Raw genomic sequence first — 18,651 nt, forward strand, 5'->3', positions numbered from 1 at the left:
AACTTATTTCAGGACGGGACAAATAAAAAAGAAAAAGTCCCGGAAATCCGGGACTTTTTTATTTAATCTACTTTTACCTCAAAAAGCGCCAGCGAAATAGCCGAATAGTGTTTGGGCAAAGCAGCCGTTTCTGTGGGTGTTGTATTTCCTAAATAATGAAAACCACATTTGCGGTAATACTGGATTAACTCTTCATTATCGCCCCAGGTATCCATGCGCACATAGTCCATACCTAATGTTTTAGCGTGTTCTTTTGCCCAGGCTAAAATTTGCACCACAAAATTATTCCCTTTAAAATCCGGATGGGTCACAATCCGATGCAGGTAAACCGCCGGTATCGCATTGGCTTCGCCCCAGATAAAAGGATCTTCATAGGTTGTGGCAAAAACGCAGGCTGTTTTTCCGTCAATCAAAATCTTCCATTGCCTGTTTTCCCGGATCTCTGTCTGCACCATTTCCTTATCAAAATCCTGCCAGTGTTTGTTAAACTTCGTTTTCTGATAGGCTACAGCGGCAGCATAAAATTCAAAAATTGTTGTCAGATCGTTTAGGGTACTATTTTCTATGGTCATGTGCTTCTATATTATTTAAGGGAATTCATAATGGTGATTGCCTGCAGCATTTCGGGAAGCTTAAAGCGGAAAGCGGGTCCGGAAACACCTAAAACAGCCACTACTCTATTGTTACTGTAATACGGAATGGCGGCACAGTTCAAATCCGGTTCAAACTGTTCCAGATCTAAAGCATAGCCGTTTTGCTGTATTTCGGCTATCTCTTTTTTCAGACTTTCGCAGTCTGCTTCCTCCATATTTTTCATTAACGTAGCCTGTAAATGTTCGGAATGCGCCATAAATACTTTCCCGATGGCTGTGCGCAGCATACCGTAATCTTTATTAAGCTCCAGCGATATTTTAACGGAACGGTCCGGTTCCGAAATAAGCTCATGTCGGAAATACGTGCCCATCTGTACAGACAAATAAGACGTTTCATTCGTCAGTGCGGTGATTTGTTCCAAAATGGGACGCAGCTGGCTTTTTAACAGGGAAACCGAAGCCGAAGGCGGATAAATGCATTGCAGCTTGGTCGTCACCCGGTAACGGGGCGTTAATTCGTCCTGTTCCACATAGCCCAGATCTTTCAGGGTGTTCAGAAAATTATGAACCGTTGTATTCTGTAAGTTCAACGCATTGGCAATATCATTGAGGCGAACCAGGTTTCCGTTTTGCGTGATATACTCCAGTATATCAAAAGCTCTTTTTACCGATTGTATCATAAAATTCAATAATGATGAATAAAACAGTTTTTCAAAAGAAAATCTATTTGTAATATTCAAAATTAGTAGAATTTTGCAAACTAAACAAGCGTTTTTATTATATGCAAAAAGGACTTATCGCTCTGGCAATCGGAGCTTTTACTATTGGAATGACCGAATTTGTAATGATGGGAATCCTTCCCGATCTGGCAAGTTCCCTGAAAGTGAGCATTCCCCAGGCCGGTCATTTCATATCGGCTTATGCACTCGGAGTAGTTGTGGGTGCCCCATTATTAACCATATTATTACAGAATAAACCACCCAAAACAGCTTTAATCGCATTAGCGGTCTGGATCACGGTTTTCAACAGTCTATCGGCTTTGGCAAACGATTATACCTCATTGCTGATCCTGCGCTTTTTATCCGGTTTACCGCACGGAACCTTTTTTGGTATTGGTGCTGTTGTTGCCGGAAAACTGGCCAAAGAAGGAAAAACGGCACAGGCTATTGCCATTATGTTCTCCGGACTTACGATCGCCAATGTGATTGGTGTTCCGCTGGGAACCTATATCGGGCATTACATCAACTGGCGCATTACCTTCTGTATCGTAGGCGTTATCGGTTTACTGACCATATTGAGTGTTATGTACTGGATGCCTGAATTTGAAGCCTCCGAAAAATCGAGCTTTAAAAAGGATCTGGCTATCTTTAAGCGACTGGATTTATGGCTGGTATTGTTAATTGCTATCATCGGTACAGGCGGATTTTTCAGCTGGTACAGTTATATCGCCCCTTTGTTTACGGAAGTTTCCAAATTCGATGCCGGAACGGTTACCTATTTAATGGTAATTGCCGGATTGGGCATGACCTTCGGTAATTTCCTGGGCGGAAAACTATCCGATACCTATTCTCCCCTTTTTGCCTCAATCGGGTTATTAGTAGGCATGTGCCTGGTTTTAATGTTACTGACTTTTGTAGCCGACAATAAGATAACGGTAACCATTATGACATTTGTTATTGGTGCGGTGGCTTTTGCGATCGTTGCCCCGGTTCAGATCATGATGATGCAGTCGGCAAAAGGAGCCGAAATATTAGGCTCTTCCATCAGTCCGGCTGCGATGAATGCCGGAAATGCCTTAGGAGCTTATCTGGCCGGAATACCGTTAACGATGGGCTATGATTATACATCACCGGACTGGGTTGGATTCGGATTGGCTTTTGTAGGTATTCTGATTGCAATAGCTTTATTTTACCATAGAAAACAAAAAGAAAATACGCTGATCGCGTGTAAAGCATAAATTATATATCAAATGGAACAATTAAAAGGAAAAACAGCTTTAATTACCGGAGCCGGAAAAGGTTTGGGTAAAGCCGTTGCGCTGGCATTAGCCGCAGAAGGTGTTCATCTTGCCTTACTATCAAGAACGGAAAAAGATCTGGTTGACGTTGCCGCTGCAGTAAAAAGCATCGACAGCAGCCTGAATGTGGCTTACGCAACTGCCGATATCTCCGATTTCAACTCGGTAACGGCCGCTATCACAAAACTAAAAGAACAGCTGGGTGCTATTGATATCCTGATCAACAATGCCGGTATCGGTAAATTTGCAAAATTCATGGATTTTGAAATCAGCGAGTGGGAAAACATTATCAAAGTAAACCTTTTGGGTGCTTATTATGTCATCCATGCCGTTTTACCGGAAATGCTGGAACGTCAGTCCGGCGATATCGTAAATGTTTCTTCAAGTGCCGGTGTACGCGCTTCGGCCCTGACAAGTGCTTACAGTGCTTCAAAATTCGGTTTGATCGGTTTGTCGGAATCCTTAATGCAGGAAGTCCGTAAATCGAATATCCGGGTGTTTACGATGAATCCGAGTACGATTGCTACCGATTTATCCGTTAGCCTGAATTTAACCGATGGCAATCCGGAAAGTGTATTGCAGCCGGAAGATTTTGCCGAATTATTAGTAGCGCATCTGAAACTAAACCGTAGAGCATTTGTAAAAGATGTAGGCCTTTGGTCCACCAATCCATAAGCATCTACAATACGGTATCTTATAAAATCCTATAAATCAGATTATAGGATTTTTTTGTATCAAATTGCGGCAATCGCTATTTTTGAAATTCATTATCGTTTACCTTTACAGGACTTTTCAAATAACAAAAATTCAAAATGCATTTCCTATTATTTAGTGTACTCTGTAGCGTTTCTGTTGGCATTTTATTCAAAATAGCCAAACGGTATTCCGTTTCTTTTCAGCAGGTAATCAACTGGAATTATGTTATTGCCATTACGTTGTGTTACCTGTTTTACCAACCCGATATCAGCGCTGTAAATGCAAATGCGCCATGGCCGGTTTATACTATTCTCGCCATCCTGCTGCCCACCATATTTCTGGTTCTCGCAGCCTCAGTGCGCCATATTGGTATTGTTAAAACCGATATTGCCCAGCGTTTTTCTCTTTTTATTCCGATCCTGATCGCCTATTTTGTTTTTAAGGAAGCCATAAGCCCGTTAAAATTCTGCGGACTGTTTATCGGTTTTACCGCCATATTCCTGACGTTATACAAAAAGGAAAGCCGGCAGGACAAGCAAAATAACTGGCTGTACCCGGCAATTGTTTTACTCGGATTTGGTACGATTGATGTTTTTTTCAAACAAATCGCTTCCTATAAAGAGATTCCGTATACAACTTCTTTATTTGTTGTTTTTTGCGGTGCTTTAGTCGTTTCTACGGCCATAACACTGTATAAAACAGTCATCAAAAAGGAACGGTTAAACCGTTTGAGCCTGCTGTTTGGCGTACTTTTAGGACTGCTTAACTTCGGGAATATCCTGTTTTATCTGAAAGCACACAAAGCCTTAGCCGATAACCCTTCAACCGTGTTTGCCACAATGAACTTTGGTGTGATCCTTTTGGGCAGCCTTGTCGGCATTATTGTCTTTAAAGAAAAAATCAGCCGTACCAATTATATCGGAATCATTTTGGCACTAATTGCCATTATTGTGATTACTTTTTCACAGTTGTATACTTTTTAAGTGAATTTTCTGTTTTGAAATTGTTTTAATTTTAGTATTTTTAGGAATTAAATCCCTGTTATGAAAAACCCAATTGCAGAGCGCATAGCCGATTTTTTAAAGCATTATCCTCCTTTTATCAGCCTTTCCTATCAGGAACTGGTGGATATTTCACAAACTATCAGTGTGATCTATTTAGAAAAGAATCAGGTATTGTTTAAAGTTGGCGACGCGACCCACCAAAATTTTTATGTGGTGGCAAACGGTGCGATTGGTCTTTCGGTAATTTCCGATGCCGAGGAATTCCTGATTGATAAATGTGATGAGGGCGATATTTTGGGACTGCGTCCGTTTTTTGCCAAAAACAATTACCTGATGACGGCAAAAGCCCGTGAAGAGAGTATTATTTATGCGATTCCGATTGCCGTATTTCAGCCGTATGTGGCTAAAAATGCCAACGTTCTAAGCTTCCTGCTGGAAAGTTTCGCTTCCAATACCCGGAATCCTTATGACAAAGACCACCGCGGGAAATTGATCTCGGAGAATATTATTTTTGACGAACAAAGTGCCGCGGATATCCAGTATTTCCAGCCGGTTAAATATACTAAGAACCCCATTACAGCCAGTTCCAGCGATATTATCAAACACATTGCACAAACAATGTCCAACAGCAGGATTGGCAGTGTTATTATTCACGATAACCAGTTACCCATCGGGATCATCACCGATAAAGATCTGCGCTCCAAAATTGCAACCGGAGCTTTCCCTATCGACACGGCAGCCGATAAGATCATGTCTTCTCCGGTAATTACCGTTCCGGAAAACATTTCAATTGCCGAAGCACAAATGATGATGCTCAAACACAATGTCGGGCATTTGTGTGTAACCAGGGACGGAACCGAGAAAAGTGCTGTTTCCGGAATTATAACAGAACACGATATCGTAGCGGCACAAGCCAGTAATCCAGGAATCCTTTTAAAATTAACCCGTCGTGCCACACGCTCCAAAGAGCTCAAAACGATACGAGAAAAACTGACCGACCTGATTCAGAATTCTATCGATAAAAATATCCCGATTTCGCACATCACCAATGTGGCGGCAGAAATCAATATTGCCATTACCAAAAGAGCCATCGATCTGGCTATTGAAAAAATGGAAACACCGCCTCCTACCCGATTTGCCTGGTTTAACCTGGGCAGCCAGGGCCGAAAAGAGCAATTGCTGTTAACGGATATCGACAATATTCTGGTATTTGAAGATGTTGAGGCAGAACGTTATGACGACGTAAAACAGTACTTTATGCAGCTGGCAGACAAGGTAATCGAAACACTTGAAAAAGTGGGTTACACACCTTGTCCGCAGGAATTAATGGCTAATAATGAACTATGGTGTAAATCACTGACAGACTGGATAAAACAATACAATACCTGGATTAACACTCCAGGTGAAAAAGGAATTAATCTGAGTACTATTTTCTTTGATTATGATCTGATTTACGGGGATATTTCTTTCGAAAATTCCCTGACGGAAAGCATTTTCAACAGTACCGATAACAACCAACTGTTCTATGCTTTCTTAGGAACAAATGCGATAAAAAAACCGGCACCATTAGGCTTTTTCCGCCAGTTCCTGTTAGAACAGGATGAAGAGCATAAAGATGCTTTCGATATTAAGAACCGTGCCATCATGCCATTGGTTGATGCCGCCCGTGTGCTGTGCATCAGCAGAAACATCAAAGGCATTACCAATACCTACCAGCGTTTTAAAAAACTGGCCGATTTAGAGCCGCAAAATGCCGATTTGTATCTGGAATGTGCCGAAGCTTTTAACACCCTGATCTGGTTCAGAACCGAAGAAGGCCTGCAGAATAGTTCCAACGGCAGTTACATTAACCTGCAGGAATTATCAAAAGTAGATAAAGTGAAGCTGAAAAATTGTTTTCAGCCGATAAATGACATACAGGATTTAATTAAAAATCGTTTTCAACTGACCTATTTTACATAGATTATGGTATTAGATTGGCTTACAGGTAAAGATATTCCCCAATTCTGGAAACAATACGCAGCTCATTTTGACAAAGAAGAACAAAACGGGACAAAGCGCTATGTTGTTTTCGATACAGAAACCACCGGACTGGACTGGAAGGACGATGTAATCCTTTCCATTGGTGCTATTGCTGTAATTGATAACGAAATTAAAGTTGGTGATTTTTTTGAAGTTTACCTGAAACAAGAAGTTTTTAATCCCGAAAACGCCATTCTTACCGGCATTTTAAAAGAAGGCAAAGAAGAGAAAATCATTGAAGCGGAAGCCATTATCCGTTTTCTGGATTTTATTAAAGACGCTACTTTAATCGGCCACAACATTAACTTTGATGTGGAAATGATCAATCAGGCATTAAAACGCCTGAATTTGGGAAAACTAAAAAATATGATACTGGATGTGGATGTCATGTATCAGAAATTTAAAAACCTGCCGGAAGACAAACACCAGAGCCTGGATGAATTGTGTGATATTTTTAAAATCAAAAAGAGCGACCGCCACACCGCTTCGGGCGATGCCTATATTATTGCTTTACTGTTTTTAAAGCTAAAGAAAAAGCTGAAATTATAGCGCAGGATTTCATTTAAAGGATAAAACCGGTAATGGTTTTGAACCGCTGCTATACGTTATTTTTCAGTCAAGGTTTTCGTTTATATCATCTAAATATTCCGAAACGGAAAGTTTCAAATCTTCTTCAGACAAATTTAATGACACCAGTAGCTTATCTATTTGAGTTTCGTAATGACTTCCATGTTCGATCACTTTAAAATATGACGGATTGTTTTTTATTGTTTCAAAAGCTTTTCCAACAATACTTTTTAAAACGTCTGGCACACTGTATTTCCTTTTAAACTTTTCTAACGCTCTGACGAATACCAATAAAGAACCTGTATTTATATCTTTAAATTCTTCATCCCAAATAGCATTGCGGCATTTTGAAATTTGACAATTCGATATAACAGAGAACAAATCAGCACCCCATTGATAATATTCATCAGGATCATTCTGACTGACCAGTTTCTCTAATACCGTAACGATTTCTTCCAGATAATCAACATCTAATCTGCTTAAACCCCTATTAGGATCTGTATTGTCACTGTCGCCAAAGTACACGCTGACTTCACGTTTGTGATTTGGAAATTTATTGGCAATTACTATACCTTCTGTAAAGTTCATTTTTACTTTTTAATGGGATTAAAAGATGTATAAGAAACGCCCCGTCAGCTTTAAGATGGTGGGGCTTTTATGGCTGATATTCACAAATATACCGAAAAGTCAGAAAGAAAAAACTTCACTTCGTAACATTGATAAACAAAAAACCACTTTCAAATTGAAAGTGGTTTTTTGTTATATAGAAATGAATAAACTACAATTTCTCGTTTTTGATTTCCTCTACAATTTCCGGATTCAATAAAGTGGAGATATCCCCAAAATTAGAAAAATCACCTTCGGCTATTTTACGCAGGATTCTACGCATAATTTTCCCGGAACGCGTTTTCGGTAATCCCGATACGAATTGTATCTTATCCAGTTTTGCAATCGGTCCGATATGACTCGCCACATGTTCGTTGATCTCCTTACGCAAATTGTCGCGGTCACGGTATTCCCCGATCTCTTTCAGGATAATAAATCCGTAAAGGGCATTTCCTTTAATATCGTGCGGGAAGCCAACAATAGCCGATTCTGCTACTGCCGGATGTTCGTTGATTGCATCTTCAATTGGCGCTGTTCCTAAGTTATGACCGGAAACAATCACCACATCATCTACCCTTCCGGTAATTCTGTAATAGCCTACTTCGTCCCGTAAAGCGCCGTCGCCGGTAAAATATTTACCCGGAAAAGCCGAAAAGTAGGTATCCTTATAACGCTGATGATCGCCCCAGATGGTTCTGGCAATGGACGGCCACGGAAACTTGACACACAAACTTCCCACAACCTGATTTCCTTCAATCTCGTTGCGCTTTTCGTCCATTAAAACCGGCTGGATACCCGGTAACGGCAACGTGGCATACGTTGGTTTTGTTGGTGTTACAAAAGGTACCGGTGAAATCATGATTCCTCCGGTTTCTGTTTGCCACCAGGTATCTACAATAGGGCATTTTTTCTTGCCCACATGGTCGTTATACCAGTGCCATGCCTCTTCGTTAATAGGCTCACCTACCGAACCGATAACCTTTAAGCTGGATAAATCATGTTTATCAACCCATTCGGTACTTTCTTTAGCTAACGAACGGATTGCTGTTGGCGCCGTATAGAACTGGGTAACCTTATGTTTGTCGATAACATCCCAGAAACGTCCGAAATCCGGATAAGACGGAACCCCTTCAAAAATAACCGTTGTCGCCCCGTTTAATAACGGTCCGTATAAAATATAAGAGTGTCCGGTAATCCAGCCGATATCGGCCGTACACCAGTAAATATCGTTTTCTTCATAATTGAAGATATTTTTAAACGTATAGGCTGTATATACCATATAGCCGGCAGTCGTGTGCAGCATTCCTTTCGGTTTCCCGGTAGAGCCGGAAGTATATAAAATAAACAACGGATCTTCCGCATCCATTATTTCCGCTACGTTGTTCGGAATCGCTTCGTCTAAAAGCGGCTGTAACCACAGGTCACGGCCTTCTTTCATTGTAACAGTTGTATTGGTTCTTTTCGCAACCAATACTTTGGTTACCGAAGGGCATTTTTCCAGGGCTTCATCCACAATGACTTTTAAGTCAATCGTTTTGTTTCCTCTGAAAGCACCATCGGAGGTGATAACCATTTTACATTCGCAGTCGATAATACGGGAAGCGATGGCAGAGGCTGAAAATCCGGCAAATACCACCGAATGTATCGCTCCGATTCTGGCGCAGGCTAAAACGGCAACGGCTAGTTCCGGGATCATCGGCAGATAAATACAAACCCTGTCCCCTTTTTTAATGCCTTGTTCCCGTAAAACGTTTGCCATTTTGGCCACACGGTCGTACAACTCGTTATAGGTAATGTGTTCTGCTGCTTCTTTCGGATCGTTCGGTTCAAAAATAATCGCGGTTTTATTCCCTCTTTTTGCCAGATGGCGGTCAATACAGTTTTTTGTGATATTGACCTTTCCATTCACAAACCATTTAATATCAGCTTCCGCCATATCAAATTCCATTACTTTATCCCACAACTGGTACCAGGTAAAATTCTCTTCTGCTACTTTTCCCCAAAATTTACGCGGTTCACGAATAGACTTTTTATAGTGTTTAAAATATTCTTCGAGATTGTTTATTTTATAATAACTCATGACTAATTTGTTTATTCTTTTGCATCTTTTTTAAATATTCCTATTCCGTAGTTTTTAAAAGCGTCGGTCACTTCTCCGATAATGGCTTCATCATCAATTGTAGACGGAACCTGATATTGTTCTCCGTCAACAATACTGCGCAACAATTTTCTGAGGATTTTACCGGAACGCGTTTTGGGCAGTCGCTGGACCACGACTACATTTCGCAGGGAGGCTACCGCACCAATCTGCTCCCTTACCAGCTGTACTATTTCATATTCCAGCTGAAAGTGCTCAATATCATGTCCTGATTTTACCACCGCCATCGCTAGCGGAACCTGCCCTTTTAAGGCATCGTTAATCCCGATTACCGCACATTCTGCTACTGAATCGTGTGCCGCTACAATTTCTTCCATTTCTGCGGTAGAAAGCCGGTGTCCGGCAACATTGATAACATCGTCAACACGCCCTGTTATGTAAATATAATCATCTTTGTCTTTATACCCGCCGTCGCCGGAAAAATAATAGCCCGGAAAACGGTTTAAATATCCGGCTTTAAAGCGCACTTCGTCTTCCCATAAACCCAGCATCATTCCCGGTGGCAAAGGTAGTTTTATTACCACATATCCTTCCTCATTTGCACCCAATTCTTTGCCGTTTTCATCAAAAATCCGGATATCATAACCCGAAACGGCTTTTCCGGCAGAACCGGGCCTGATCGGCAGGTATTCCACTCCCATCATATTGGCAATCATCGGCCAGCCGGACTCCGTTTGCCACCAGTGGTCAATGGTTGGAATCGGAATATGTTTCCGGTACCATTCCAGTGTGGCAACATCGCAGCGTTCTCCTGCCAGAAACTGGATACGCAGGCTGCTCAGATCGTATTTTTTTATAAATAATCCGTCCGGATCTTCTTTTTTAATCGCCCGGATCGCAGTGGGTGCCGTAAACATAACACTTACTTTATGTTCGGCTATCACACGCCAAAAGGTGCTCGCATCCGGAGTTTTGATCGGTTTCCCTTCAAAAATAACGGTCGTATTGCGGTTTAGCAGCGGACCATACAGGATATAACTGTGTCCTACCGCCCAGCCCATATCGGAAGCTGCCCAGAAAACTTCGCCTTCATTAACGTTATAAATATAGCGCATTGAAAATTTAAGTACCGTGGCATAACCACCTGTATCCCTGACAATTCCTTTTGGTTTGCCGGTTGTTCCGGATGTATACAAAACATACAGCGGATGGCTGGATTCTAACGGTACACAAGGTACTTCTTCCGATCTGGCAACCAGATCGGCATAATCCACATCATACGTCTGAAATGGAATCCTGGCGCCCAACTTCCTGTTAAAAATAACTACTTTTTCCGGCTTGTGGTTTGCCATTTCAATAGCTTCATCCACCAATGGTTTATAGGCAATCAGCCGGTCAATTTCAATTCCTGATGAAGCCGTGATGATCGCTTTGGGTTTGGAATCGTCTATCCGGATAGCCAGCTCATGCGGGGCAAATCCGCCGAAAACCACCGAATGCGTAACCCCGATACGGGCACAGGCAAGCATGGCAAAAGCTACCTGCGGGATCATGGGCATATAAATCACTGCCGTATCGCCTTTGGTCAACCCCAACGAAACCAATCCGCCGGCTAACTTCGCTACTTCGGTTTTCACTTCATTAAACGTATATTTCCTGACATTTTGCGTTACCGGCGAGTCATAAATAAAAGCAACCTGCTCGCCGTGACCGTCCTGAATATGCTTGTCTATCGCAAGATAACAGATATTCAGCTCGCCATCGGCAAACCAGCGCGCATAACCGTTTTCATCTTTGGAAAGTATCGCCTGCGGTTTGGAATACCATTCCAAAACATCGGCCTGTTCTTTCCAGAAATCTTCCGGAGTATCAATACTCCTGTTGTAGCATTCCTTGTAGTTCATAGTCAGTTTGTTTTTAACTGGTGAGCAGCTCGTTAGCCTGTTCCACCAGTTTCTTAATCGAAAATGGTTTGGTCATATACAGATCGGCTCCCAGGGAAAGCCCTTTTTCTATATCCTTTTCTTTATTTTTAGCCGACAGGAAAATCACTTTGCAGTGCTGCAGGCGTTCGTCTTTTTTAATCTGTTCTAAAGTGGCAAATCCGTCTACCATCGGCATCATCACATCGAGGATAATGATGTCCGGCAGCTGAATCTTTAAAATATCCAATGCTTCCTGTCCGTCACGGGCAATGAATACTTCATAATTATTTTTCTTAAACGTATATTCTAATGACATAACGATATTGGGTTCGTCATCTACAATTAAAATTTTCTTCATATTATTCCTTTTCCGTTGTATTATACCTTGGCAGCGTAAAATGAAACACGGTTCCGTCTTCCCTGTTCTCTGCCCATATTTTACCTTTATGGTGTTCAATAATCTGTTTGCAGATCGCTAATCCTAATCCGCTTCCCACCGGTTTTTTGATATTCTGGTTGGTGGACTGGTAAAACTTGTCAAAAATAGCATCCAGATCTTCAGGGTTGATTCCCTTACCATTATCTTTTATACTGGTTTGCACACTGTTTTCCGTTACGCTTAAAGTTATCGAAATATACCCGTTCTTTTCCGGACAGAACTTCACGGCATTTGAAATCAGGTTGTTGACCACCTGGATAATGCGTTCTTCCTCATAAAAAGCTTCCACTTCTTCTCTATCTTCAAACACTATGGTTATCGTCTTGTTGCGTATAAGTTGTTCTAACGGTTCCAAAGCCTTATCTATTGTACTGTTCAGGCTGTTTTTTGTAGCGTGGATCCGCTGTTTTCCGGTTTCAAATTTTTCCAGATCCAGTATCTTGTTAATCAAACGATTTAACCGATCGGATTCCGAGATAATATTCTTTAAAAACTGTTTGCGCAATTCTTCCGGAATATCATCGTCGTGAAATAATATCTCGCTGGAGGCTTTTATTGCTGTAATCGGCGTACGCAGTTCGTGCGTAACGGTATCCAGGAACTCATCTTTCTGCAAGTCCTTTTCGATCAGCTGTTCATTGGCTTGCTGCAACTGGGCGGTAATCTGTTTTAACTCGTTAGATGTTTCGGTAAGCTTTTTATTGATAATGATGTTTTCTTTGGATTCTTCCAGAATGTGCAGCACTTCCTGAAGGGATATTTTTTCTTCTTTAACCACACTGGAAATCAGGATCCTTGCCGATGCCGTTCCGATGTGTCCGGTTAGCAGGTTTTCCGCAAATTTAACCAGCCTTGCATCGGCCAGTTTCTGGTTTTTATCCACATTGTATTTAAGGTTAAAAATATTCAATGCTCTTTTGGTGCGTTCTTCTCCTAAAAAGCGTTTTAAAACTTTTTCAATATCACTGGTATAGGCTGTTCCTTTCCATATAAAAGCATTTTCATGCATCGTAATATATTTGTCGATATCGATAAACATCTCGGCATAATTGCGTTCGCGGTAGTTTCCTTTAAAACTGACGGAAACGGCAAGATAAATAATTGTATTAAAGAACAAACTCCAGAACAGCGCATGCGGAATGGGCGTCAGATAATCCAGTCCAAACAACTGAAAGGGTTTTAAAAGGGAAATACCCAAAAATCCTTCGGTAATAAAGCTGTTATCGATATTCGTAATCCCGATGGAATACGGAATTAAAAGCGTGTACACACACACTAAAAATCCGGCAATCATTCCGGAAACAGCCCCTAACAGGGAACCTCTCCGCCACATCAATGCTCCGAAAAAGGCCGGAGCCAACTGTGCCATCACAACAAACGAAACCAGTCCGATGGAAAACAAATTGTAATCCAGTACGTAAAAGCGGTAAACCAGATACGAAACGATAATCAGTAAAAAAATACAAACCTTACGGATGTTTACGATACGCTTGCTGTTCTCGTCCTGAACTTCACTCTGTAAGGTTCCCAAAAAACCATACGGAATGAGCAGGTTGTTGCTCAGCATGATCGACAATCCGATTGAAGCCACGACTATCATCGAGATCGAAGCTGAAAATCCGCCTAAAAACACCAACACCGTGATAACGGAATTATCAAAAAACTGCGGAATCAATAACGAATAGGTATCGGCATTTACGCTGTTTCCCGAAAACAGGATATTCCCGCCCCATGCAATGGGATATACAAAAACATTAAAAAGCAGCAAATACAGCGGAAACAGCCAGATGGCCGTTTTGATATGGCTTTCCCTGTTGTTTTCAACCACTGCCATCTGGAACTGACGCGGCAGCAGAAAAATGGCAAAAAGGGACAACAAACACAGAAAAAACCAGTTTAAGGCCTGCGGAATACCGCCAATAGTGTTTTTTTCTTTAAATCCGGGCAACAGGCTTGCCTGCGCATAAATATCATCAAAACCGTCAAAAACAAAAAAGGTCACATATACACCAACCAGGATAAAAAAGAACAGTTTTAAAACCGATTCCATTGCAACGGCGGTGACAATTCCTTTTCTTTTTTCGGAGGCATCCACATAACGGGTACCGTAATAAGAGGCAAAAAGGGCTAAAGCGATAGCCACGTAGGTTGTGGTATCATTAAAAACATTGGAACTCAGTGATGTTTTGGTTACTATCGTAAAGGTTTCGGCTATGGCTTTTAGCTGTAACGAAATATACGGCAAAATGCCGACCACACTGATAAAGGTAACCAGCGCTCCTAAAAAACGGCTGTTCCCGTAACGCAGGGAAATAAAATCGGCAATACTGGAAATCTTGTTAACTCTTGAAATCCGGATGATCTTTCGCAGGATCAGGATCCATGCCGGAATGATAATCACCGGTCCCAGGTACACCGTAAGGTAACTCAGTCCCGATTTGGCCGCCACGCCAATACTTCCGTAATAGGTCCACGCCGAGCAATATACCGCCAGCGAAAACGTATATACATAAGGGTTATTGGTCCACTTGCTATGGGCTTTTTTCTCTGCCCAATGGGCCACAAAAAACAGTATGGCCAGATAGAGCAATAAAATGATCAGCAATCCTAAACTATTCATAATACCGCTTAATCACTAATAATGAAACCAATACTGAAAACACCCATAAGGAAAAAAAGTAAAAATAGATAATCGGAATTCCTCCAATCGCTTCAGCTTTATCGAAAAGTAAAACCAAAGGCAGGTTAAAAGCTAATAAAAGCAATAAGGATAAAACGATTAACTTCTGTTCGTGGCGATTTTTCATTTTAATATACGAAACCAAATGACTCCGGCGCTTGCAAACAAGGAAACCGGAGTACAATTAGCAACTAGGTAGTTATATACTTATTCTTTACTGTCATATTCTCCTATCAGGGCATAATAGCCAAACGTTCCCAAACCTAAAACGATTAACGGCGTTAAGATGAATAAAATGATGATTCCAAACACCAAATCGTCCTGTTTTCCGGTTGTAAACTTCGGCAGACCGAATATAAAGATACAAAAATAGGCTGCGGCTAAAGCTAATAAAAGCCAGACAATTCCGAGAATTCTTTTTATTTTGTTCATGATACTGCTTTTAGTCGTTAATATTTTTATCTTTTCCGTTAATATAGAACACTCCTATCACAAAACTGATCGCTGCAATGATAATCGGATACCATAATCCTTCCAGGTAAAACTCGGCATTGCCGTTATCTTTTGCCACAGTTACCAGATACGTGGAAATGGCTGGCAGCAAACCACCAAATATTCCGTTTCCAACGTGGTATGGCAGCGACATGGACGTATATCGGATTTTTACCGGGAACATTTCCACTAAAAAGGCTGCTATCGGTCCGTAAACCATCGTTACAAAAATCACCTGAACAAACACTAAGAAAATCAGCAGCCATTTGTCTGAAGCATTGATATGCACAGTGGTTTTAACATCCGATTTTGCTTTTCCGTCCACCATTACCGGTTTCCCGTCTTCTAAATGTACGGTTTTTATCTGTTCCCATTGGGTACCGTCTGAGAATTCTTTTGTTGTTGTGTACACGGAATCAATTGTCTGATGGGCATTTTCCTTCGTGATGGCAACCAGTTTTGTTTTTTCAACGATCTCCGTTTTTAACGCCACGTCTGTTGTGCTGTACATGGCCTTATATATGGGCCGGTATAAGAATATCGCCAGCAGCATTCCGGTCATCATAATGCTTTTTCTGCCGATCTTATCACTCAGCCAGCCGAAAACCACAAAGAAAGGAGTTCCCATCAGCAGGGCAATACCGAGTAAAGTATCCACCTGCGTGGAATCGACACTCATTACCGTTTTCATAAAGTTCATCGCATAAAACTGCCCGGTATACCAGACAACTCCCTGCCCCATTGCCGCTCCGAATAAAGCCAGCAGGACAAATTTTAGATTGTAACGGTTTCCGAAACTTTCTTTCAGCGGGTTTGTACTGGTTTTCCCTTCGGCTTTCGCTTTGGCAAAAACCGGTGATTCATGCATGTTTTTACGGATTAAATAGGATACCAGCACCATTAATATCGATACCCAGAACGGTACTCTCCATCCCCACTCGTCAAAAGCTTCCGAGGATAAGGAGGTTTTTGTTACCAGAATAACCATCAGGGAAACAAATAAACCTGCCGTTGCCGTTGTTTGAATCCAGGACGTCCAGTAACCTCTTTGTCCTATTGGTGCGTGTTCGGCCACATAGGTCGCCGCACCGCCATATTCTCCGCCTAATGCCAGTCCCTGTAAAAGTCTTAAAAGCAAAACCAGTAAGGGTGCCATAAAGCCTATCGTTTCATAACTGGGAATACAGCCTATTAAAAAAGTGGCACCACCCATTAAAAGCAGGGTAACCATAAACGTATATTTTCTTCCGATCAAATCGCCCAGACGTCCGAAAAATAAAGCTCCGAACGGACGAACCACGAATCCGGCCGCAAACGTTGCCAGTGTCGACAAAAATGCCGCAGTGGGATTGTCGGACGGGAAAAATTTGGTGGAAATAACTACTGCCAAACTTCCGAAAATATAGAAGTCATACCATTCGATAAGTGTTCCTACAGACGATGCTGTGATAACACTCCATATTCCTTTTGTTGATTTATTACTCATAAATGATTAGTCAAAGTTGTTTATAAATAGATTTGCAGTTGAATCAATAAATCCCCTTTCATGCCGTCAATATTGTCTTTTGCAATATAAACCGGGCGGGTGGAATACTGAGTGGTGATTTTAGCGTGGTGTCCGTCCAGAAAGAAATTGGCACCGATATCAAACTGAGAGCTTGATTTTTCCAATGCATCAAACTTTTTATAGGTATAGGCACTAAAAGGCTGAATGCGAACCGTTGGTTTTTCGGCTTTACACGGCAGCAGGAAACCTGCCTGGGTATACCAGATCGTTCCGGAACCAATCATGGGCTGTGTATTACCGGCTCCTGCCAAAGCTCTGTCGCCTGTAAAACCAGGATCGGAAGCTCCTACATTCATAATCCCGATATTTCTCAGGTAATTGGGTCCGAAATCATAATCGTATAGCACGGAATATGCTGTTAAAGCCATCTTTTTGTCCTTGGCTCCCAATGGCATATCCAAAAAGGCATCGGCTGCAAATAATTTCATGTCATGTTTTGAAACGATACCGTTTACCGAAGTACGGGTCGCTTCCGGTGCCGTATAAAATCCGGCTCCTAAATTGAACACTCTTTTAGTACCCAGGTAAGAACCTACTTTATAAGGAAGCAAATTCGATTCCTGATCTAAAAACTGGTATTCAAAATACCCGGCTTTCGACCATCGGGTATTTCCGCTGTTATCCACGGCAACGGCATTATCGGCAACCGCCACATCCACAGGAGTCGTACTGGTGGCAAAAGGTTTGTTGATGCTCATGCGGTATTCCAGTTTTCCGTATTTCCCTTTGGCGAATATTCCCACCTGTCGGGCAAACTGATCGGCATTATCAATTAACGGCCAGTTAAAAATCGGGGCATCAATTGTCAGAAAATTCAATGTGGAAGCCATCGTCATACGGGAAAGTCCCATATAGTAATGCAATCCGCCGCCTATCGATAAACTGAATTTCTTATCGGCTTCCGGCAATACAACTGCATATTCGTTCCAGGCATCGTGAAAAAACATACCCGGTTTTTTTGTAGAACCTGCCGGGCTGCTGAAGGTTTGATTGTTAATCCCGAAATGGGTCACAATCATGTATCTTTTTGAAATCTGTGCATACGCCAGCATTCGCAAACGTCTGTTGCCAATATCGGTATTCGTACTGGCCGGTTCATCACCAATCATTGTTCCCGGATTCATTTCGGAGGAACGAAACCAAATCTGATTCCATGCAATAAAGCGCATGTATTTGGATCCGTCTTCATTGAAATTTACTTTTAATCCTGAACCATAATCCGTGGAACCCTGAGAATAGCTTTCTACCGAGAGAAACAGTAAGCCGGCTAATAAAATGATCCGCTTCATAAGGTGTTAAAATTTGGTTGTTAATTTGTTTTTTGCTTTACCAAATTCTGAAAAGGAAACGGAAAAAAAATATTGCTGTATATATTTTTGTAAAGCAGTATAGCTAATCTTTAAAGCGCTCCCATTTTATCAGCATAAATTTGTCCCCAAGCTCCGTAATGATCATTCCGGCTCCCGATAATTGCTCTTTGTTTTTAAGATATTCTATCAGTTCTATATGGTTAAAAATCTTGTAGGTAGGATGATAATCGGCGTGTGAAGGCTTTTTGATCTTAAATTCCTTTATCCAGTTGCTCACCGTTACATGGGAAACTCCGATAATCCGTTCAATTTCGCGGTAACTCAGCCCTTCCAGGTACAGCTGCAATGCTTTTGTTACATAGTAATTATCGATCTTTTTACCCAGTTTATTAACGGTAAAGTAATATTGGCATTTTTTACACAAATACCGCTGACGCTGGTTGATCACACCGCTTTTAACGATCTTGTCGTTCTGGCATTTCGGGCAGGCTAAAATCTCCATGTATATAAATTTTGCATAAATATAGTATTTTAGCAACAATACATTCATCAATTTGCTATTTTTTTAAATAAAAAATTACACTTTACACATATTTAAAGCACTATATTTACGATTAAAACAGTAAATATGCTTT

Annotated in this window: 17 protein-coding genes; 5 read left to right on the forward strand and 12 right to left on the reverse strand. The window is 41.4% G+C overall.

Features of this window, described 5'->3' with window-relative positions; translation table 11 throughout:
- Positions 1-62 precede the first annotated feature (62 nt).
- Positions 63-572 carry a GNAT family N-acetyltransferase gene (locus tag B3394_RS06270; RefSeq protein ID WP_286914259.1) on the reverse strand — a complete coding sequence of 170 codons (510 nt, stop codon included), beginning with the start codon at positions 570-572 and terminating at the stop codon, positions 63-65.
- Between the two features lie 11 nt (positions 573-583).
- Positions 584-1,273, reverse strand: a complete 690-nt coding sequence (locus B3394_RS06275; protein WP_286914262.1) for an IclR family transcriptional regulator — start codon at positions 1,271-1,273, stop codon at positions 584-586.
- 101 nt (positions 1,274-1,374) lie between these two features.
- On the opposite strand from B3394_RS06275, the gene B3394_RS06280 reads away from it, so the two are divergent.
- From B3394_RS06280 to B3394_RS06300, 5 genes are all read left to right on the forward strand, one after another.
- Complete coding sequence (locus B3394_RS06280) at positions 1,375-2,550, forward strand: MFS transporter (RefSeq protein ID WP_286914266.1); 1,176 nt, start codon at positions 1,375-1,377, stop codon at positions 2,548-2,550.
- Positions 2,551-2,562: 12 nt separating this feature from the next.
- Positions 2,563-3,285 (forward strand): 3-ketoacyl-ACP reductase, encoded by a 723-nt coding sequence (locus B3394_RS06285; protein WP_273245767.1) that lies wholly within the window; start codon positions 2,563-2,565, stop codon positions 3,283-3,285.
- Between the two features lie 137 nt (positions 3,286-3,422).
- The gene (locus tag B3394_RS06290; RefSeq protein ID WP_286914267.1) at positions 3,423-4,289 is read left to right on the forward strand and encodes an EamA family transporter; all 867 of its coding nucleotides are present in this window, start codon (positions 3,423-3,425) and stop codon (positions 4,287-4,289) included.
- Positions 4,290-4,349: 60 nt separating this feature from the next.
- Positions 4,350-6,272, forward strand: coding sequence for a DUF294 nucleotidyltransferase-like domain-containing protein (locus B3394_RS06295; protein WP_177734460.1), 1,923 nt, complete (start codon positions 4,350-4,352; stop codon positions 6,270-6,272).
- 3 nt (positions 6,273-6,275) lie between these two features.
- A complete protein-coding gene (locus tag B3394_RS06300; RefSeq protein WP_177734461.1) occupies positions 6,276-6,881 on the forward strand; it encodes a 3'-5' exonuclease in 606 nt (201 codons plus the stop codon).
- Positions 6,882-6,944: 63 nt separating this feature from the next.
- Here the strand turns inward: B3394_RS06300 and B3394_RS06305 are convergent, their stop codons facing one another.
- From B3394_RS06305 to B3394_RS06350, 10 genes are all read right to left on the reverse strand, one after another.
- A complete protein-coding gene (locus B3394_RS06305) occupies positions 6,945-7,487 on the reverse strand; it encodes a hypothetical protein (RefSeq protein WP_286914274.1) in 543 nt (180 codons plus the stop codon).
- Between the two features lie 190 nt (positions 7,488-7,677).
- Positions 7,678-9,585 (reverse strand): acetate--CoA ligase, encoded by a 1,908-nt coding sequence (gene acs, locus B3394_RS06310; protein WP_177734463.1) that lies wholly within the window; start codon positions 9,583-9,585, stop codon positions 7,678-7,680.
- An 11-nt stretch (positions 9,586-9,596) separates the two neighbouring features.
- Positions 9,597-11,507 (reverse strand): acetate--CoA ligase, encoded by a 1,911-nt coding sequence (locus B3394_RS06315; protein WP_286914278.1) that lies wholly within the window; start codon positions 11,505-11,507, stop codon positions 9,597-9,599.
- Positions 11,508-11,520: 13 nt separating this feature from the next.
- Positions 11,521-11,886 carry a response regulator transcription factor gene (locus B3394_RS06320; protein ID WP_273245757.1) on the reverse strand — a complete coding sequence of 122 codons (366 nt, stop codon included), beginning with the start codon at positions 11,884-11,886 and terminating at the stop codon, positions 11,521-11,523.
- A gap of 1 nt (position 11,887) precedes the next feature.
- Positions 11,888-14,587 carry an ATP-binding protein gene (locus B3394_RS06325; protein ID WP_273245755.1) on the reverse strand — a complete coding sequence of 900 codons (2,700 nt, stop codon included), beginning with the start codon at positions 14,585-14,587 and terminating at the stop codon, positions 11,888-11,890.
- Positions 14,580-14,774, reverse strand: a complete 195-nt coding sequence (locus B3394_RS06330; RefSeq protein WP_177734467.1) for a hypothetical protein — start codon at positions 14,772-14,774, stop codon at positions 14,580-14,582. Before B3394_RS06330 ends, B3394_RS06325 begins: the two co-directional genes overlap by 8 nt.
- Positions 14,775-14,854: 80 nt before the next feature.
- Complete coding sequence (locus B3394_RS06335; protein ID WP_177734468.1) at positions 14,855-15,079, reverse strand: DUF6814 family protein; 225 nt, start codon at positions 15,077-15,079, stop codon at positions 14,855-14,857.
- 10 nt (positions 15,080-15,089) lie between these two features.
- The gene (locus B3394_RS06340) at positions 15,090-16,625 is read right to left on the reverse strand and encodes an MFS transporter (RefSeq protein ID WP_286914284.1); all 1,536 of its coding nucleotides are present in this window, start codon (positions 16,623-16,625) and stop codon (positions 15,090-15,092) included.
- Between the two features lie 20 nt (positions 16,626-16,645).
- The gene (locus B3394_RS06345) at positions 16,646-17,995 is read right to left on the reverse strand and encodes a porin (protein ID WP_286914287.1); all 1,350 of its coding nucleotides are present in this window, start codon (positions 17,993-17,995) and stop codon (positions 16,646-16,648) included.
- Between the two features lie 103 nt (positions 17,996-18,098).
- Positions 18,099-18,518 carry an IS1/IS1595 family N-terminal zinc-binding domain-containing protein gene (locus B3394_RS06350; protein ID WP_177734471.1) on the reverse strand — a complete coding sequence of 140 codons (420 nt, stop codon included), beginning with the start codon at positions 18,516-18,518 and terminating at the stop codon, positions 18,099-18,101.
- Between the last annotated feature and the right edge of the window lie 133 nt (positions 18,519-18,651).

It is taken from the genome of Flavobacterium sp. UBA4197 (assembly GCF_002379575.1).
GTDB lineage: Bacteria > Bacteroidota > Bacteroidia > Flavobacteriales > Flavobacteriaceae > Flavobacterium > Flavobacterium inviolabile.

What these genes read in the sequence shown, in the direction of transcription:
- B3394_RS06270 (WP_286914259.1), bottom strand. Translation starts at nt 572, where the DNA reads ATGACCATAGAAAATAGTACCCTAAACGATCTGACAACAATTTTTGAA.
- B3394_RS06275 (WP_286914262.1), bottom strand. Translation starts at nt 1,273, where the DNA reads ATGATACAATCGGTAAAAAGAGCTTTTGATATACTGGAGTATATCACG.
- B3394_RS06280 (WP_286914266.1), top strand. Translation starts at nt 1,375, where the DNA reads ATGCAAAAAGGACTTATCGCTCTGGCAATCGGAGCTTTTACTATTGGA.
- B3394_RS06285 (WP_273245767.1), top strand. Translation starts at nt 2,563, where the DNA reads ATGGAACAATTAAAAGGAAAAACAGCTTTAATTACCGGAGCCGGAAAA.
- B3394_RS06290 (WP_286914267.1), top strand. Translation starts at nt 3,423, where the DNA reads ATGCATTTCCTATTATTTAGTGTACTCTGTAGCGTTTCTGTTGGCATT.
- B3394_RS06295 (WP_177734460.1), top strand. Translation starts at nt 4,350, where the DNA reads ATGAAAAACCCAATTGCAGAGCGCATAGCCGATTTTTTAAAGCATTAT.
- B3394_RS06300 (WP_177734461.1), top strand. Translation starts at nt 6,276, where the DNA reads ATGGTATTAGATTGGCTTACAGGTAAAGATATTCCCCAATTCTGGAAA.
- B3394_RS06305 (WP_286914274.1), bottom strand. Translation starts at nt 7,487, where the DNA reads ATGAACTTTACAGAAGGTATAGTAATTGCCAATAAATTTCCAAATCAC.
- acs (WP_177734463.1), bottom strand. Translation starts at nt 9,585, where the DNA reads ATGAGTTATTATAAAATAAACAATCTCGAAGAATATTTTAAACACTAT.
- B3394_RS06315 (WP_286914278.1), bottom strand. Translation starts at nt 11,507, where the DNA reads ATGAACTACAAGGAATGCTACAACAGGAGTATTGATACTCCGGAAGAT.
- B3394_RS06320 (WP_273245757.1), bottom strand. Translation starts at nt 11,886, where the DNA reads ATGAAGAAAATTTTAATTGTAGATGACGAACCCAATATCGTTATGTCA.
- B3394_RS06325 (WP_273245755.1), bottom strand. Translation starts at nt 14,587, where the DNA reads ATGAATAGTTTAGGATTGCTGATCATTTTATTGCTCTATCTGGCCATA.
- B3394_RS06330 (WP_177734467.1), bottom strand. Translation starts at nt 14,774, where the DNA reads ATGAAAAATCGCCACGAACAGAAGTTAATCGTTTTATCCTTATTGCTT.
- B3394_RS06335 (WP_177734468.1), bottom strand. Translation starts at nt 15,079, where the DNA reads ATGAACAAAATAAAAAGAATTCTCGGAATTGTCTGGCTTTTATTAGCT.
- B3394_RS06340 (WP_286914284.1), bottom strand. Translation starts at nt 16,625, where the DNA reads ATGAGTAATAAATCAACAAAAGGAATATGGAGTGTTATCACAGCATCG.
- B3394_RS06345 (WP_286914287.1), bottom strand. Translation starts at nt 17,995, where the DNA reads ATGAAGCGGATCATTTTATTAGCCGGCTTACTGTTTCTCTCGGTAGAA.
- B3394_RS06350 (WP_177734471.1), bottom strand. Translation starts at nt 18,518, where the DNA reads ATGGAGATTTTAGCCTGCCCGAAATGCCAGAACGACAAGATCGTTAAA.